Source organism: Vibrio sp. 10N.261.55.A7 (assembly GCF_002877365.1).
Taxonomy (GTDB): Bacteria; Pseudomonadota; Gammaproteobacteria; order Enterobacterales; family Vibrionaceae; genus Vibrio.
Map to the genome: position 1 here is coordinate 1 of NZ_MCWZ01000043.1, position 16,916 is coordinate 16,916.

Here is a 16,916-nt window from a genome sequence, read left to right on the forward strand (position 1 = left end):
TGATCACTAACTACTGATTACTGGTTATCATTGGCTGCTCTGGGGCAACAAAATTTTCTTTCACCCAGATGTTCACCATGCTGTATTTTGCACACGTGCTGCATGTTAGTAGCTCACCTTTGCCGTGAATGCGCATGATAAGGTCTTCTCGTTTCTCTTTGGAACTGTTGGCTAACTTGACATAAACATAGCCATCTTCAACTCGGTAATCACGCGTGATAATTTGACTTTTCATATCGTAACTCATCACTCCACGCGAAAAAGTAATGGTATTTTGATTGTATTGATTTGAGTACAGGCCTTCGAAGGACAGTGTTTCATGATTGGCCAGCTCCTCCAGTTTTTCTTGAAAACACCCCGACAATGAGACTAAGACCAATGCCGATAACATCCATTTAACACCAGCGCCTCTGTCCATAATGTCCTCCTTTACATAATGATACCTTCCAATTTCAATAGCGTTTTCTTTGCATCTAGGCCACCCGCGTAACCGGTTAGCTTTCCATTTTTCCCAATGACGCGGTGACATGGAACGATGATTGAAATTGGGTTCTTTCCATTTGCCATTCCAACCGCTCTCGATGCCGTTGGTTTTCCTAAACGCTCAGCGAGCTCTTTGTAGCTCCATGACTCACCGTACGGAATCTTGCATAGCTCATGCCAAACTTTCTGCTGAAAATCGGTTCCTTGTGGCGCAAGCGGCAATTGAAACTCCGTTCTCTCAGACGCAAAATATTCATCTAATTGCACAGCGGTTTCTTTTAGTATAGGAAAACTCTCATCCTTTTCCCCTAAATCATCCGGTTGCGTGGTGTAAACTGGCAACCACAGCCCAAGGAGCCCTTCCTCATTGGCTTGCAGCGTAAGTTGCCCTAGCGGGCTTTGGTAATGACTGTATCTATTCATGATGCGTATTCCCAGCAATGAAAGGTGGCGTAACTTCCCCAAGGTGACAATGATTTTGCGTCCAACATTGGAAACTCTGCCATCGCCTTTTTAACAATAAGATCGCCCTCTAGAAATCTATCTGGCTTTGATAAACCTCGCAGCAAAGCGTAATCGACAGTCCAAGGGCCAATCCCTTTGAGCGATAACCACTCCGAAGGGTCTGCCTCCGAGTGATCAAGAGAATACAGAGCAAAACGTTTTAGCGTCTCCTTTCTGCTTTGAGGCATTCTCAGAAAATCTAAGTCAATCTCAGCCACTTGCTTTGCAGAAGGGAAATAGCATTGGCCATCTGAACCACTCACTTCTGTCACGACGGTTTTGGCAAGTAGATTGAGCTGACCAATGGCCGCTTTGACCGACACCTGCTGACCCAGTATTGCCCTCACACCCGCTTCCCACGGGTTCCACACCCCCGGAATGCGCAATCCAGAGAGCGTAACCAACCCGGGCGCAACGTGTTCAATATGCTGCTCAATGCTATTGGTATCGGCATCAAGATCAAACATAGTGCGAATCTTATCGATCAAATGGCGCAGTTGAGTCATCTCTTCAATCTTGAATTCAACTTGCAGCTTGTTTCCAATTAACTCGGCTTTAAACCATGCATGTGAGCCGTTGATCAATACTACCCTCTCGTAACTGGTTTCCGTTACAGTCTCAACACCTTCTATTGCCCGAAGCCGATAGAAATTGAGCATATGAGGCCAATTAAGTTGCCCCTTATAAGAAAGGAGAATGGTGTTTTCTAAACACGTGGCTTTCTCCTGTTTCCTCACCTGCGTTGGCGTCAATTTTAATGTGTTTTTAAAAGCATCATTAAAGCGACGAACGCTGTTGAAACCACTGGCGAAAGCGATGTCTGTCACCGAGAGGTTGCTATTATGCAGAAGCTGCTTAGCAAACATGAGTTGATGATTCTGAGCGTACTGTTTTGGTGAGAGACCCAAGTAGGTTTGAAACAAACGGCGTAGGTAGCGACTACTGATGCCTAACCGATCCGATAATGACTCAATATCCCCCGTCAATAGGGCACCTTGGTCGATTAACTGACTGGCTCGGGTGAAGGTGGTTTCCACGCCTTTCCAGGCCCAGGAGTTTGGTGCGCTATCAGGGTGGCACCGCAAGCAAGGGCGATACCCTGCACTGAGCGCTTGAGCCTTATCAGAGAAATACTCGACATTGTGCTCCTTGGGCAAATTAGCGGGGCAAATTGAACGACAAAAGATGCCCGTTGTTTTCACGGCGATAAAGAACTGGCCATCAAACCTTGGATCGCGCGCCATACGTGCGCTTTGGCATTGTTCATCGGTCAGGATTGAATATTCGGATAACGCCATCTCTTTTGCCTTGCTTAATTTCCATACAGCCAGTTTAACAACAATAACCAATTTAGATTAGCCACTTTCGGAACTCAATGATATGACAAATTCCAGACGTATCCTGACATAGCTTCTAGCCATTTCAGCCGTCAACTTTAGGGGCTCTATCATTAGGGCCTGTTGATCTTTCTCGGTTAAATTTTGTTCGAGATAAAATCGTTTTAGGCGCGGCAAAGAGTCTTTAGCCTAGTTATTCTAAGCAAATACTCTTTAACAAAGTATAAAACGATTTCGGCCGAACCCTTCGGGCAGTGTTTGTGGCTCCTTTCCACTGCGTTATCGGCTTCTCATGTAGGCTAGCTACACATCAAAACCTCTGCCTTGTCCAAAGAACCCACAAACTGCTGCAAAAATCATCTCGAAAGATCAACAGGCCCTAGTTTATTACGCTGAAATAACCAACCTTCTCAAGGGCATTTTTTTCATCTTTTATGACATAAGCCAGAATTGACGCACTGTCTTTTATCTTTCTTCTCTCTGCAATATTGGTGACATATTTCTCAGCAAAATTAGGCACTGAAATAAACATAATGACGTGTTCATTGTGCTAACTACTAATCCAATGCGTGACACGATCACCCGTGTAAAAAACAGAGGCTGTTATGTCTGACATCGAATTTAGATTCGGAAAGAAGCGTTTTTATGACAATAGTAAATTTCCTCGTGGATTTGCGAAATCAGGGGACTTTACCTTAGCTGAAGAAGAGCTACTCACTCTTTATGGCGACACAATGAAAGCCTTAGAATCAGGCGAAATCACGCCAGAGAATGCCGAAGAAAAGCAATTCGTCAAAGCGCTAAAATCACCACAAAAAGCAAAATCTAAGCTTGAAAAAGTCTGGCTGAAGTACATTCAACTGACTCGTGGTAAAAAGCGTTTCCACTCTCTGAGCAGTAGCACAAGACCTCGCTCTGACCAACGTCCATCAGCCCATCGTTATTCCACTCAGGAAGATGCTCTGAGTTACGACACTGACGTTTCGCTCGACGATTTATCATTAGAAGAAGAGGAGTTGAGTCAATCAAATCTAAACCACTCAACACAAAAATCGACTCAAGCGATGGAACACCCCTAGCCATTACAATGATGAGATGATGCGAATATAAAAGCTCGCCATGCAAGCCATTGTCTTGATAACAAAATAGTCGCGGTAACAGAAAAGCCTTGATGGCTAAAGAGTCGCGGCGATAGAACGAATGTCGTGAAAAAGAGTTACTTGGCTAACATGGCAAGCTTTTCTAAGAATTTATCTCGGTGTTCAGCCTGGTTGTATTCTATGTGGATGCGATGGGTTGAACGTAACGTGAGTTCAACGCCTTCGCCTCGTAGATGGGCGAGCGTATCTTTTGTTTGTTCAAAGGCCTCAACACCATTGAGAACTTTGCCATTCGAGCTAACTTGACCTTCAGCCATGATCACCTCATAAGCGTTCAGTATTTCAGTCGAGTGAATTTTTCCAGCCATCGCCGTGCCGCTCCTTGTAAAAAGACAGTCAAAGTATGGATTGAAAAACTCGAAACAGCATCACTGATGAAAGAAATATCTAACCCTACTCACGTTAAATCTTGCCTCTATTTCAAGCCATGACTTAACGAGTCGCAACCCTGACACCCAATACCAGGCTTTCTTACGCTTTCTTGACCTCGCTCTAGTAAATCACTCAATAAAGAGCCGGCTCTATAAAGGTGGTTAAAGAAAACACAAAAACTTGACCGAAAACAATAGCAGATCGCAAAAACTTATTTTATAATGCGAATTAATGTTTCAACGCATCCTAAATTCAAATATTCGAGGCACACAATGAGACTTATTCCGTTAAACAAAGCAGCACAAGTAGGCAAGTGGGCAGCAGCGCACATCGTTAAACGCATCAACGATTTCAAACCAACGGCAGAGCGTCCATTCGTGCTTGGTCTACCAACGGGTGGTACGCCACTAGCAACATATAAAGCACTTATCGAGCTTCACAAAGCTGGCGAAGTAAGCTTTAAAAACGTTGTGACGTTTAACATGGATGAGTACATTGGCATCCCAGCGGATCACCCTGAATCTTACCGTACATTCATGTACTCAAACTTTTTCAACCACATCGATATCCAAGAAGAGAACATTAACCTTCTTGACGGTAACGCAGCAGACAACGAAGTTGAGTGTCAACGCTACGAAGACAAGATCAAGTCTTACGGAAGAATCAACCTATTCATGGGTGGCGTAGGCAACGACGGTCACATCGCATTCAACGAGCCAGCGTCTTCTCTATCATCACGCACTCGTATCAAAACATTGACTGAAGATACTCGTATCGCAAACTCTCGTTTCTTCGATGGCGATATCGAGCAAGTGCCTAAGTACGCACTGACTATCGGTGTAGGTACTCTATTAGATTCACAAGAGATCATGATTCTTGTAACAGGCCACAACAAAGCGCTTGCTCTAGAGGCCGCGGTTGAAGGTTCTGTAAACCACCTATGGACAGTGTCAGCACTGCAACTTCACCCTAAATCAGTGATTGTATGTGATGAACCATCTACGCAAGAGCTTAAAGTGAAGACGGTTAAGTACTTCTCTGAGCTAGAAAGAGAGAACATCAAAGGCTTCTAAAACATGCTCAGATTTAACTCTGAACATAGAAGTTTAACAAGACATACGTTTCGCTAGCACGATTCGTTATGAGATAAAAAAGCCACGCATTTGCGTGGCTTTTCACTTTTTTTACATCACAGTTTAAATCGAGACACCATCTGTTCCAACTCTTCGACCTTACGATACAGTTGACTGACAGCTTCAGCACCATCTTGTGTGCTGCGTACCGAATTATCAGCAATCTGGCTAATCGCATTGATATCACGAGACATCTCTTGCGCTGCTACCGCTTGCTCGTTCCCTGCTATAGCAATCAAATCAATCATACCATTCACGTCTTTCGCTCTAGCCACAATTTGAACTAAGGCATCGCCAGCAGAATTAGAAAGTGCAACGCCCTCTCCAACCAACTGAGTTCCCTCACTCATTCTTGTCACGGCTTGGCGAGTTTCACTTTGAATGGAGGTAATCAAGCCCCCGACTTCTTCAGTGGCTTTTGACGTTCGTTCCGCAAGGCCACGAACCTCATCTGCTACAACAGCAAAGCCTCGGCCTAAATCGCCCGCACGAGCAGCCTCTATCGCCGCATTTAGAGCGAGTAAATTGGTTTGTTCTGCAATGTCATTGATCACCTTGATGACATTCCCGATCTCTTCACCACGTTTGCCTAGGCTATCCACCGTCGTCGCGGTTTCATTGACTACCTCAGAAATACGATTCATGCCATTCACTGTCTCTTGCATGAGCTCACCACCATTGACGGCTTCTTCTCCGGCTTGGCTCGCGTTTTGCGCCGCATCTTTACTTTGATCAGCGACCTGATTAACGGTAACCGTCATCTCTTCGACTGCGCTGGCGATCAAGGTTGCTTTATCGGCTTGCTCTTGAATGCCCGTCGCCACGTTTTGGCTCGTCTCGTCCACCATTTGTGTATACGAGGACACTTCAGACGCCACATTCGTAATATTGGAGATCACCGCTTTTAGCGCCGTTTGCATTTCATCGATCGCGCGAGCTAAGTCACCAATTTCATCTTTGTTTTGTTCATTAATCAAAGGCGCCGACAGATCGCCACTTGCTATGGCTTGGGCTCGATCAGATATCACCATTAGGCGCTGCTTAAGCATTCGAGAAAGCAACATAGCGACAGTCACACCGACAGCGATCACCATCACAACATTGACGGAAAGCCAAAAAACGATCGTCGACATGTTGTCATTGAGCATTTTTAGGGCACTAATGGAGTCATCTCGCTCTTCCTGTGCTGACGAGTCAAGTATCTCTTCAATAGGGCCAACAATAGAGCGTTCTAGCTCATCAACGGTTCGGATTGCGGAGTGTTTATAATATGGGTTGTAGCCGTCAAATACCTGCTGCGCGACTTGAATGATATCGAAGTAGTATTGTTCTATTTTATTGATGTCTCGAATCTCACTGGGCTTTTGCTCTAAGGGTTTGAGCTTTTCCAAATAGCCAGAAAACGAACCTGCATCTTTATTGAAGGCTTCCCGTGCGGTTGGGTCACCCATAATGTACGCATTCAGGGACGAGATCATGTCGCCCGCTTCGTCGACCAATTCCAGGTAATAACGAACACCAGGTAAATCATCATTGAGTGATTCGTTCAAATCGGTTGTCTTATAGGCATCAGCGAACTCACCATCTTTGAGTTCATCTAGTAATTGTTCGAGTGGCACACCCACATTTTTCGTCACGTCGCTGATTTTCTGAATCGCCATTTGCTCATCAGCCGGGTTGTACTTACTAAAAACCTCGCTTTCTAGAGTGTTGATGTATTCATTTGCAAGGTTAACAATCGTATCCATCTTCTCGATGTCCGAAGGCTTGCCCGACTCTAAAGGCCGAAGTATCGAATAGTGATAATGAAAATCTTTGGCGTTCTCTTGGAAGCTCTGATATTCATCTACCTCTCCATTTAAATACTCCAAGGCGTTAGTTTGTAAGTCTCCGACTTTATCCAAAACGTTCAAATAAGCCAGAACCCCTGGTACGTCATCAGATTCTATTTCTGCGGATATGGTGGCCGATTTATTAACGAGAGACCACACAACGAAAGCGAGCACTAAGGTGGTAGCTATGATGACTGAAAACCCCATGTAAAGGGCGTGTGTCAGGCGAACATTCATCCTTAATTCTCCATATAAGGTTCGTTTTCCTCCAAGTAAGTATGGTGTGAATAAAGTGAGGTGCAATTTTTTACTGATATTTTTATTGGTTATGTGTTTTCTCAAAATGGCACAACGATTGTTTTTATAGAGCCATACCAAGATAAATAAGAATACCGAATGGTCTTATGTGATAGGGGCTGTGGTTCGAATACATGCAAACGAAATGGGCACAAAAAAGGCCCCATATCGGAGCCTAATTCTAGAATGGATGTCGTTACTATTTCTTGGCGTTGACCGCTTTAATAAAGGCTTCTTGAGCGCCTTCAACGTTGAGGGCTTTTGCTTCATCTAATAGGGCGAGTGCTTTGTCTAGCATTCCAACTTCAACTGCGTTTTCAATACTCGAAATGTAAAACTTCTGCTGAGCTTCGCTTAGGGCAGCTCCCTCAACTTCCGACTCATAAACGGCAACCGTGGTCACCGCAGCCTTTTGCTCTATTGCCGCTTGTTGCTGTTGTTCTGCTAGATCTTGTTTAAACTTCTGCTGTGCAGTATCAGAGCTTTCAACAGTAAGTGGCTCTTCAACAACAATCGCATCATCAACCGAAGCAACAATACTCAGCTCTCCGTATGCCGCATGAGAAATGATTGGATTGGGTACATCGGGCGGGTAATTTCCACGAGCAATGGCATCCAACTTAACTGGGTGCAACACCTCTGATTCTCCATCGATAAGCTCTGGAGTCGTGTAAACAAGAAGCTTAACACGTTGCTTACCCACGGGTTGTATTTTGACGTTAGCCACTAGGCGGTCGCCGTCCATGCCATAAGCATGATTGTATTCAAAATCTTCGGTGACAAACGTTTTAATGATTTGATTTTGAGCATTGAGCAAAACCGCATTGGGGTAAAAGACGGTTTTCTTAAAATGACTGATGATTTCTAATTCGAGTTCTTTACCTTGAGTATCAATGTCAAAGGCAGCAATTGAACTTTTTCCTTCCGGTAACTCAAACTTCTGGTTGGCCTCGTTAATTGAGAAGTTAATACGCTTAGTCGGTTCGACTTCGGCCCACTGTATCTGAGCATAGCTCTGAGCCACTTGCTCAATATTTTCAGCGTCGAAGACAACGGTTTCTGTCGTTGCACAACCTAATAATGCCATGCTAATCGCGCAACCAAGAACCAATCGTTTCATATAAACCTCACTTCTATCAACGATGAAAGCCGACACTTAAGCCGGCTTAATATTTATCTACTTGTTAACCATTTTGATGGGCAAGTATGGACAAATTAAATATGGACGATTTAATTCTTACCACCAAGCTTCCATTTGGATGCCTACACTGAACTCTGTGTCATCCGTTTTGTTTGCAAAACTATTCGCTTCGTGGTCCATGAAGTATGAACCGTAAACACGGATTTCAGGGCGAGCCCAGAAGCTAGAACCAGCAGACCAAGCTTGAGCAACGGTTAACTTAGAACCAGACGCATCTGTTGTTGAGCCGCCTTTCTTCGTTTCATCAGCAAAGTAACCCGCTTCGAAAACAGTCTTCATGTGGTCATCCCACTTGTACACTGGGCGAACTACCGCATTATACGCAGTAATGTCACCATCAGCCGTATCAGATGCTTGAGCAAACATTACAGTGTGACCTACTTCCCATGATTCACCGAAGCCTTTAACACCCCAGTTGATAATACGGAAGCCGTCTGCGTCATTGTTGTTGTCAGTACGGTTGTACCAACCACCACCACCGTATGTCGCCATTTGGTGACCGTAAGCCGCTGTACCGTATTGTAGAACAGTTTGGTTGAAGCCATTATCTAGACCTTGACCAAGAACGGCGGTAAGAAGCACACCATTGTCTGCTGCAACAGTCTGGCCTTCTGCTTCAGAAGCGAAGTCATACGCTAAAGCTAACTCTAGATTAGCGCCATCCCATAAATCGATTCCTGCGTAACGCATATCGAATGTGTAGCCAGAAACAGTTTCATCTTTAGTTTTCGCTTGCTCTTTGTAACAAGAATCATCAGCTGGCGTACCTGTACCAGTACACTGATCAGCATCAAATACAAACTCAGTACCGTCGTCTACTTTTTGAGAACCGTCATCATGCATTACAGCAAGAGAAAGCTTACCGCCACCAAGTGAAATATTTTCGATACCACCACCAGCACCGCCAGACGTGTCTAGAAAGTAAAAGTCAGTAATGTGGATATCTTTACGCTGGTAGTAACGCTGACCAGCCCAAAGAACCGCTTCTTTATCGCTGAAAAGTCCTTGTGCTTGAACGTTCATGACACGTAGAGCGTTAGCGTTCCCTTCCCAGTTATTGTTACCTGCTTGGCCGTATGCTACCAGTGACTCCAACTTAAATGTCACGTCATCTTTATTGTATAGCTCAGCGTTTAAGCCAATCTCTGCGTACAAATCATCTTCATTACCAAGACGACCAACTTTCTTCTTATCCGTTGTAACGTGTGAACCTTCCCCGCTAAGGCCAACACCACCACGAGCATAGCCGTGGAAATCAACAGCTGCTGCAAACGCACCAGCACTCAGAGACGCAGCCACTGCAGCAGCAATTAAACTTACTTTTTTCATTATTAACTCCATTTAGGGTTTTTATTTTTCTTAACTTTTAATCGAGCCCATAAAGGCAGAAATGGGCCAAACTAAAAAAACGCTAAGATGGGACTGAGCCCCTTTTGTTTCGACTGTGGCTAGATTACCTAGGGAGGAGTAGTGCTGCGTCCTCCACCTTTAATTAATTTAGGGGGGATGAGAAAGGAGGAGAAAAGTGGATTAACGCTGATTAATTGGGTCTGATCACATAAAAAGGGGGGAGTACGAACAAATACCCCTCATTTTCACAGATCAAAATGAGTTCAAGTTCAACTTTTTTAAACTCATCGCAAAAAAACTGAAATAAAATTACATTTAAAATTTATTGGCAAGGTGCTTGACCATTGTTAGGCAAAGTCTTTTACTAAGAGTTCCTAAATAAAAGATAAAAATACAGAATAATGATAGGTATAAGTTCAAAGCCCTACCCACTGGGGGCAACATTAAACAAGCATGGATGCAATTTTTCTATTTATGCGCCTGACCAGGCGACTATTTCTCTCGTTCTTTTTGATGAACAAAACCAACAGCAAGTTCACGACATAACCGAAGATTACGCGGGCATTAAACATATTTTCGTTGAAGATGTTCAGCAAGGACAAAAATATGGTTTTCTTATAGAGGTGGACGACCAATCACACCTTCTTTCTGACCCTTATGCAAAAGCGATTGAAGCCCCTCTTTATTACCAGCCCCCATTTACTTCAAAGACCAGCTTTGAACTGCCGAAATGTATTGTCACCAATGATGATTTTGATTGGCAAGAGACTCAACCGCCACGTATAGCAAGAGAAGAGACCGTCATATTCGAAACTCATGTGAAAGGGGTATCAAAGCTCAACTCAAAGGTACCGAGAGAGCAGCAAGGTAAATATCTTGGATTAGTCTCTGACGAAATGCTCCGCTTTTTTAACGATCAAAGTATCAACACAATTCAGCTATTACCGATTGCGGCTTGTATGCACGAGCCGCACCTTCTCAGCATGGATAAGTGCAATTACTGGGGCTACAACCCTTACCTATTCATGGCACCGGACCCAAGATACGCTGACAATGACGCCGTAACGGAACTAAAAACCACGGTTCGTGAGCTTCATAAGCAAGGCATTGAAGTGATTCTTGATGTGGTCTACAACCACACAGCAGAAGCGGGAGAAGATGGACCCGTTTTCAACCTCAAAGCGCTGAATTCAGCCTACTACCTAAAGCATGGTCAGCATTTTGCCAACTATACAGGGTGTGGTAACACCGTTGATATCAGCCACCAAGCTTCTCTAAACTTAGTCATGGATACCCTGCGTTACTGGGTAACTGAATACCACATCGATGGATTCCGATTTGATTTGGCTGCGACTCTTGGGCGTGAAGGCGAACACTTCAACAATCAAACCGCTTTCTTCAAAGCGGTCGCTCAAGATCCAGTACTCAAAGAGGTGAAGCTCATTGCTGAACCGTGGGACATTGGCCCTAACGGCTATCAAGTCGGAAACTTCCCGCTAGGTTGGAACGAAACCAATGATCGCTTAAGAGACATTACACGCAGCTTCTGGCGAGGTGATCAAGGGTACCTCAAAGAATTCGCAACTCGATTAATGGGCTCTCGCGATCTCTACAGCGCCTCAAACTGGCCATTTAACATGACGGTAAACTACATTACCTATCATGATGGCTTCACTATGCAGGATCTGGTTTCTTATAAACATAAGCATAACGAAGCCAATGGCGAGCAGAACCGAGATGGCCATGGAGACAATCGCTCGGCAAACTACGGGGTTGAAGGACCAACAGAAAGCCCTTCCATCGTCGAGCTACGGGAAAAACAGAAACGAAACTTTATGGCGAGTCTTTTGTTTTCGTTTGGGATTCCTCACATTCTCACCGCGGATCTACTCTCACATTCTCAGCAAGGTAACAATAACGCCTACTGCCAAGACAATGAGATGAGTTGGCTCAACTGGGAACAAAGTGCGACTCATCAAACCTTTAAAGATTGGTTAGCGGACATGGTTAAAGCAAGGCATCAGTTTATGGTGCCATTTATTCATGCCTTCAGTGGAGACAGTCGCAATGACAACCGCATTTTTTGGCGACGAATAGATGGCTCTTACATGGAGCATGATGACTGGAATACACTGAGTTCGGTATCGTTGCATCTTGGGATCGGAGACTCTGGTGATGAATTGATCTACTGTATTAACCAAATTAATGCACCGGCTCGATTTACCCTACCATGCGATCGCGATCAGACATGGAATATGGTGTGTAATACCGATTCTCATGAATTACACAAAACAATTGATGAAAAGCAGGTACTTATTGCCCCAACATCATTAGCTATTTTCCACTCCAAATCGAAATAACAAAAATGTGAGCGGTGTAACTCATTCACCGCTCAAATATTAAAATTACCACTAGATTAATATTGATTGATATGCTTTCGATTAAGCACTAGTATGGCGTCATAAAATACATATCCACGTCAACTGGCTCAATAAATGGCTTTACCTAAGTTTCTCATTCGCGTCTATCGCCCGTGCATTCTTATCATAATCTTAACGATGATTTACCTTGCCTATGATCAACTGAAATCATCAGAGAAAAAAGCCTATATTCAATCTAGATCAAACATCCATACTGCGTCACTGCTTGTTTCTTCCCATATAGAAGCCGCGACAAGTAAGCTCTATTTATTGCAAGGTGCTAGAAACAGCGCTTCATTCGACACATTAGCCAGCAAAGCATTAAGCAGCACACTGCTCTACTCAGATATCCTTCTCGTTAATCCCAAGTCCAAACAATACGAGTCGATGCGCCAAGTAGACCCAAATGTAAATATACTCAGTACACTCGTTTGGAGGCCTATCATTGGCATGTCTACTGCGTTTTCGATTTCTCCCATATACCAAACTAGTGACCAACGATGGGTGTTCTCCGTTCGTTATCAGACAAATGAACACGAAGCTTTATGGATTGAGTTTGACCTTCTGTATATCTCCAATCTACTCAAAGGACTGCGCACCCTCGATGAAGGGTACCTTTTCGTTGTTGATAAACTCACCGGTAAGCTGATTTTCCACCCCGACCCAGAGAGAATTGGCAGTGACTCTATTAGTTACCAAGCCGGTATCAAGGCACTGATAGAACAAGGGCAAAGTTACGGCACCTTTGAGTATTACTTCAAGAACCAGCACAAAATGTCGGTGTACGATGCCAATAACTTACTCAACTTTGTATTTATATCAGGAACCAACCGATCAGATATTCTCTCCAACTCCTACCAGTTCACGTTAACAGGGGTGATCATTGCGTTAATACTCTTATTCATTGTTATCGTTAACTACCTGATTTTTCAGCTCAACAAGTCTCTCTCTATCTTAAATCACAAAGAGACCATCGCTGATTTCAAGCATGAACTTAGAGCCATTTTCGACCGATTCTGTCATCATAGTGGTGTGCAATTTTGCTTATACAAACAAGAGACAGAGCAATTCACAACCATTGATTTTCATGGCAATGAGCAAGTCATTCTTACCGACAAATCGCTTGCCTCACAGTACTCATCTAACGAGTTTTACTACTTTGGTAAAAGCAATACTGATGCTTTAGGGCGCAAACTTCACATCAACTCCCGCCACTATGTGATGCCTCTGTTCAATAATTCGGGACTGATCGCGATCATCTACATTCCCATGTTTATGCCAACTCACAGCAGCTTGTTAAAGATGATTCGGAATTTCTCTGAAGTGTCGCTTAATAATCTACTGATGAACCAAAAAATGCTCAGTAAAGATGTCATGACCAACTTAGATAATAAGATGGCGATTCGAAATGAAATCGATGGCCAGCTTGGAAATGACAATGTGTATTTAGCATTGGTCGACATTGACCAATTTCGTTCGATCAACGACAAGTTTGGTCATCAGTCTGGCGATAAAATAATCACTCATACCGCAAAACTCATATTGAATTGTTTTCCTAAACCTATGTCGATTAGCCTCGCGCGTTTTGGCGGTGAGGAGTATGGCTTGCTGTTCAAAGCCAATGATGAAAATCACGCGTATGATCTGTGTGAAATGCTTCGTCATCGGGTCGAAACGTCAGGGTTGCCTAATGGAGAGGAGACTATTCAATATACTATTAGTATTGGGATTACCTCTGTGGATGAGAGCCAGAACTCCAGTATTGGGAGAGCAGACAAAGCGTTATCTCAAGCAAAAGGATTCGGTCGAAATCAAGTAGTGCTCAATACTTTTTGATCATGATTATCCTTGTATTAAAAGCTCTTCTGTCTCGACTAAAAATCACTAGTTTGTAGATCAAAACAGGCATTGTCAGTGCCCTTTCAATGCGTCTTAGCATTATTGTCACAGCAAGAACTTGTGCTTTTCCTGATCAAATGAGAGTTTTTCCAGTAGTTCAGAAGCCACACCTCTACTCGGCTCATCAAACTGAATACCGTAAGTCCAATACTGACTCGATAATTTTTTATTTTTCACCGTACCTGACACCAACGCACTTTTATCTGGGCAATCGGTATCGTGAATTTTAATCTCCATAACATTGCCTAATTTGTACTTGTTGGTATCTCTGTCCACCACCACCTGACACCCAGTATTCGATATATCTCTAATCTGGCATAAATATTTGTGCCCTTCTGGGTCGAGCAACCCTTCCAGTGAAATCTCAAGTCTTGCATCTGAGCGAAGCCCTGCGGCCATTTGCGTTGCCTTAGGTAAGGTGATCAATACTAAACATTCAGGTCCAGCTTCAACCACATATTCAATCTTGCTTTTAAAGTAGACTCTCGCCCCAGACCCTTTTTCAGCAATCGCGCATGCCTTTATGGAGTATCCTCGCTGGAAGAAGACGCTAAAATCTTGAGGGCTGACTTTGGGCTTTTCTAAAACGAGTAGGTTATTAGGATGAATACCGATGAATTTAGAGCGACACTTTAACGATTTTCCGGTGGGGGTCGAGATGACAAAAGCGACATCACTGAGTGGATTAACACGATTGAACGCATCTTCACCATAGACCACGCTCGCCGAGTTACTGGTCGCATCCTCAGAAGGCCCTCCGCTATCTTGCTGAATGGCATCATGATTCTTATTAGACAGTTCTATCGATTCTTGAGGCACTTCTTCTACATTTGATGTCATATTTCAGCCTGTTTTGTCTAGCTACTAACTCCTTAGGTATAAGATATGAATCCAATTTCATCAAGAGTGATGCTCCTCCTTTTTACATCGGAAACAAAAGTGCGTGAAGTAAAGAAGTTAACCTTCCCTACTTCACGCACTTAAGGCCTTGCTATGCCTGGGCCGGTGGCCTTTATGTTCGGCTATTGCTATGGCTGTTGCTTAGTCGGCGCTAACGCAATCTCTCGAACACAAACACTCTGTGGCTGCTGATAAGCAAAGATTACCGCGCGAGCAATGTCTTCCGCCGCGAGAACGCCACCCATATCTTCTTTCCACGAATCATAACCCTGCTTGATATCCTCAGAAGTGGTGTGAGAAAGAAGCTCGGTCTCAACTGCGCCAGGAGCAATCGTTGTCACGCGTACATTTGAAGCGGCCACTTCTTCGCGTACATTTTCAGAGATGGCATGAACCGCAAATTTAGTCCCACAATAGGCCGCATGGTCTGGGAATGTCTTCTTACCCGCAATAGAACTGATGTTAATGATGGTGCCGCTGCTGCGCGCTTTCATTGGCACTAATACGCTTTGCATACCGTTCAGCAACCCAAGCACATTGACGTCAAACATCTTCTTCCATTCAGAGCTGTCTTGGGTATCAATTTGGCCAAGTAACATGGTACCGGCATTGTTGACCAAACAGTCTACTGGGCCATATTGTTTCTCAGCCTTTTCAATCGCTGCTTCAAAGCTCGCTTGATTTGTCACATCCACTTGCTCACAGAGTGTATTAGGTAGATTCATTGCCTCTAGGCGCTCTACACGTCGTGCTAGCAGCAACATTGGATGACCTTGCTGGCTAAAGTGGCGGGCAATCTCTGCGCCAATACCAGAGCTTGCACCAGTGATCACAACGAGTTTTTTGTTTAATTGTTCCATCTTTTTTGCCTCTTAATAACTGTTGAGCCTTGAAGATTCACTTTCTTCGTAAGCAGTGAGGTCATAATAAGAAAGATTTCATTGTTGATAAATATAGCTATAGTTAAAACACTGTTGCTATATGGCAACAATAGAATGAAGATGTCACTTTAGATCACGCCGAGTACAGCAAAAGAGAGCGCAATGATTAATGACATCAACCTAGCGGATATTCGTTCCTTTGTTCTGATCACCCAGCTTGGAAACTTTACTAAAGCCGCGGATGCACTTGATGTGTCACGTTCGCATGTATCACGGCAGGTGAGTAACCTTGAAAAGCAGATTGGGGCGACCTTACTGCTTCGCACCACTCGCACATTGAAACTGACCAGTGCAGGGCAGCTTTTTTATCTCCAATGCCAACAAGCCTTAGAGCAAATCGACCAAGCACTCATTGCCGTGTCTGATGACATCGATGCAATTCAAGGAGAGATCAGAGTCAACTGTGTCGGAGGGTATTTAGGTGAACAACTCGTCGCGAGCTACGCCAGTGAATTTATGAAAATGAATCCAGATGTGGTCATTAGTCTGGATTTCAGCAGCCATAGGATTGACCTCATCAGTGATGACTTTGATGTGGCATTTCGAATGGGGCGAATAGAAGATGCAGGCTTTATTGCGAGAAAGCTGATCAATGTTGACATGGGCACCTACGCTAGCCCGGACTACCTCGCTCAACATGGTCAGCCGAAAACGCCCAAGCAGCTCAACACACATCGATGTTTAGTAGGTTCAGTCAAGCGATGGACATTTTATAACGCAGAAAACGTAGAGGAAGAAATCTCACTCAAAGGGCATTTACAGTGTAAAAATGGCCGAGTTCTGGTGCAAAGCGCCGTCGACGGTAATGGTATTATTCGAGTTCCAAAACTGTATTGTTTATCTGAATTGAAAAGAGATGAGTTGGTGGATGTGTTTGAAGATTGGCACATACCCAGTGTTGATTTTTCGATTTTATATCATCAAGACCGATATCGACCGAAACGCCTGCAAGCATTCATTGAGTACATGATTGAGCGCTTTGAAAGCAATGCGACTCACACTTAATAGAACAGATAAAAACGCCTACACACTTCCCGTCTTGGATTCTAGGGGAAGATAGCATAGCTTCGTGCAGGCGCTTATCTCT

Annotated in this window: 14 protein-coding genes; 5 read left to right on the plus strand and 9 right to left on the minus strand. The window is 44.0% G+C overall.

Translation table 11 applies throughout. The features are described from left to right. Positions 1-10: 10 nt before the first annotated feature. From BCU12_RS04155 to BCU12_RS04165, 3 genes are read right to left on the minus strand one after another with little or no spacing between them, the layout of a single operon-like run. Positions 11-418, minus strand: coding sequence for a hypothetical protein (locus BCU12_RS04155; protein WP_241909742.1), 408 nt, complete (start codon positions 416-418; stop codon positions 11-13). An 11-nt stretch (positions 419-429) separates the two neighbouring features. Continuing rightward, positions 430-906: a methylated-DNA--[protein]-cysteine S-methyltransferase gene (locus tag BCU12_RS04160; RefSeq protein WP_102403117.1), complete on the minus strand. Its 477-nt coding sequence runs from the start codon at positions 904-906 to the stop codon at positions 430-432. Continuing rightward, positions 903-2,285, minus strand: a complete 1,383-nt coding sequence (locus tag BCU12_RS04165; RefSeq protein WP_102403118.1) for an AlkA N-terminal domain-containing protein — start codon at positions 2,283-2,285, stop codon at positions 903-905. The genes BCU12_RS04160 and BCU12_RS04165 overlap by 4 nt, the downstream gene beginning before the upstream one ends. Positions 2,286-2,929: 644 nt before the next feature. On the opposite strand from BCU12_RS04165, the gene BCU12_RS04175 reads away from it, so the two are divergent. Then, positions 2,930-3,403, plus strand: a complete 474-nt coding sequence (locus BCU12_RS04175) for a DUF413 domain-containing protein (RefSeq protein WP_102403119.1) — start codon at positions 2,930-2,932, stop codon at positions 3,401-3,403. A gap of 137 nt (positions 3,404-3,540) precedes the next feature. On the opposite strand, the gene BCU12_RS04180 is transcribed toward BCU12_RS04175, so the two are convergent. After that, entirely contained in the window at positions 3,541-3,792 is a 252-nt protein-coding gene (locus BCU12_RS04180; RefSeq protein WP_102403120.1) for a DUF3081 family protein, read from the minus strand. Positions 3,793-4,128: 336 nt separating this feature from the next. Here BCU12_RS04180 and nagB point away from each other — a divergent pair, with 336 nt between their 5' ends. Further along, the gene (gene nagB / locus BCU12_RS04185) at positions 4,129-4,929 is read left to right on the plus strand and encodes a glucosamine-6-phosphate deaminase (RefSeq protein ID WP_102403121.1); all 801 of its coding nucleotides are present in this window, start codon (positions 4,129-4,131) and stop codon (positions 4,927-4,929) included. Positions 4,930-5,045: 116 nt separating this feature from the next. On the opposite strand, the gene BCU12_RS04190 is transcribed toward nagB, so the two are convergent. The 3 genes from BCU12_RS04190 to lamB all read right to left on the minus strand — a co-directional run bounded on the left by BCU12_RS04190 (position 5,046) and on the right by lamB (position 9,648). Then, positions 5,046-7,058 carry a methyl-accepting chemotaxis protein gene (locus BCU12_RS04190; protein WP_102403122.1) on the minus strand — a complete coding sequence of 671 codons (2,013 nt, stop codon included), beginning with the start codon at positions 7,056-7,058 and terminating at the stop codon, positions 5,046-5,048. Positions 7,059-7,317: 259 nt separating this feature from the next. Then, positions 7,318-8,238, minus strand: coding sequence for a MalM family protein (locus tag BCU12_RS04195; RefSeq protein WP_102403123.1), 921 nt, complete (start codon positions 8,236-8,238; stop codon positions 7,318-7,320). A gap of 117 nt (positions 8,239-8,355) precedes the next feature. After that, positions 8,356-9,648: a maltoporin LamB gene (lamB, locus tag BCU12_RS04200; RefSeq protein ID WP_102403124.1), complete on the minus strand. Its 1,293-nt coding sequence runs from the start codon at positions 9,646-9,648 to the stop codon at positions 8,356-8,358. 422 nt (positions 9,649-10,070) lie between these two features. Between lamB and glgX the strand changes: the two genes are divergently transcribed. After that, positions 10,071-12,029, plus strand: coding sequence for a glycogen debranching protein GlgX (gene glgX, locus BCU12_RS04205; RefSeq protein ID WP_102403125.1), 1,959 nt, complete (start codon positions 10,071-10,073; stop codon positions 12,027-12,029). Between the two features lie 135 nt (positions 12,030-12,164). Next, the gene (locus BCU12_RS04210; protein WP_102403126.1) at positions 12,165-13,925 is read left to right on the plus strand and encodes a diguanylate cyclase; all 1,761 of its coding nucleotides are present in this window, start codon (positions 12,165-12,167) and stop codon (positions 13,923-13,925) included. A 108-nt stretch (positions 13,926-14,033) separates the two neighbouring features. Here BCU12_RS04210 and BCU12_RS04215 read toward each other — a convergent pair whose 3' ends face one another. Then, entirely contained in the window at positions 14,034-14,828 is a 795-nt protein-coding gene (locus BCU12_RS04215; protein WP_102403127.1) for a PilZ domain-containing protein, read from the minus strand. Positions 14,829-15,016: 188 nt separating this feature from the next. Further along, on the minus strand, positions 15,017-15,748 hold the full coding sequence (locus BCU12_RS04220; protein WP_102403128.1) for an SDR family oxidoreductase: 732 nt from the start codon (positions 15,746-15,748) through the stop codon (positions 15,017-15,019). A gap of 183 nt (positions 15,749-15,931) precedes the next feature. Here BCU12_RS04220 and BCU12_RS04225 point away from each other — a divergent pair, with 183 nt between their 5' ends. Beyond that, positions 15,932-16,834, plus strand: coding sequence for a LysR family transcriptional regulator (locus BCU12_RS04225; RefSeq protein WP_102403129.1), 903 nt, complete (start codon positions 15,932-15,934; stop codon positions 16,832-16,834). Positions 16,835-16,916: the final 82 nt, after the last annotated feature.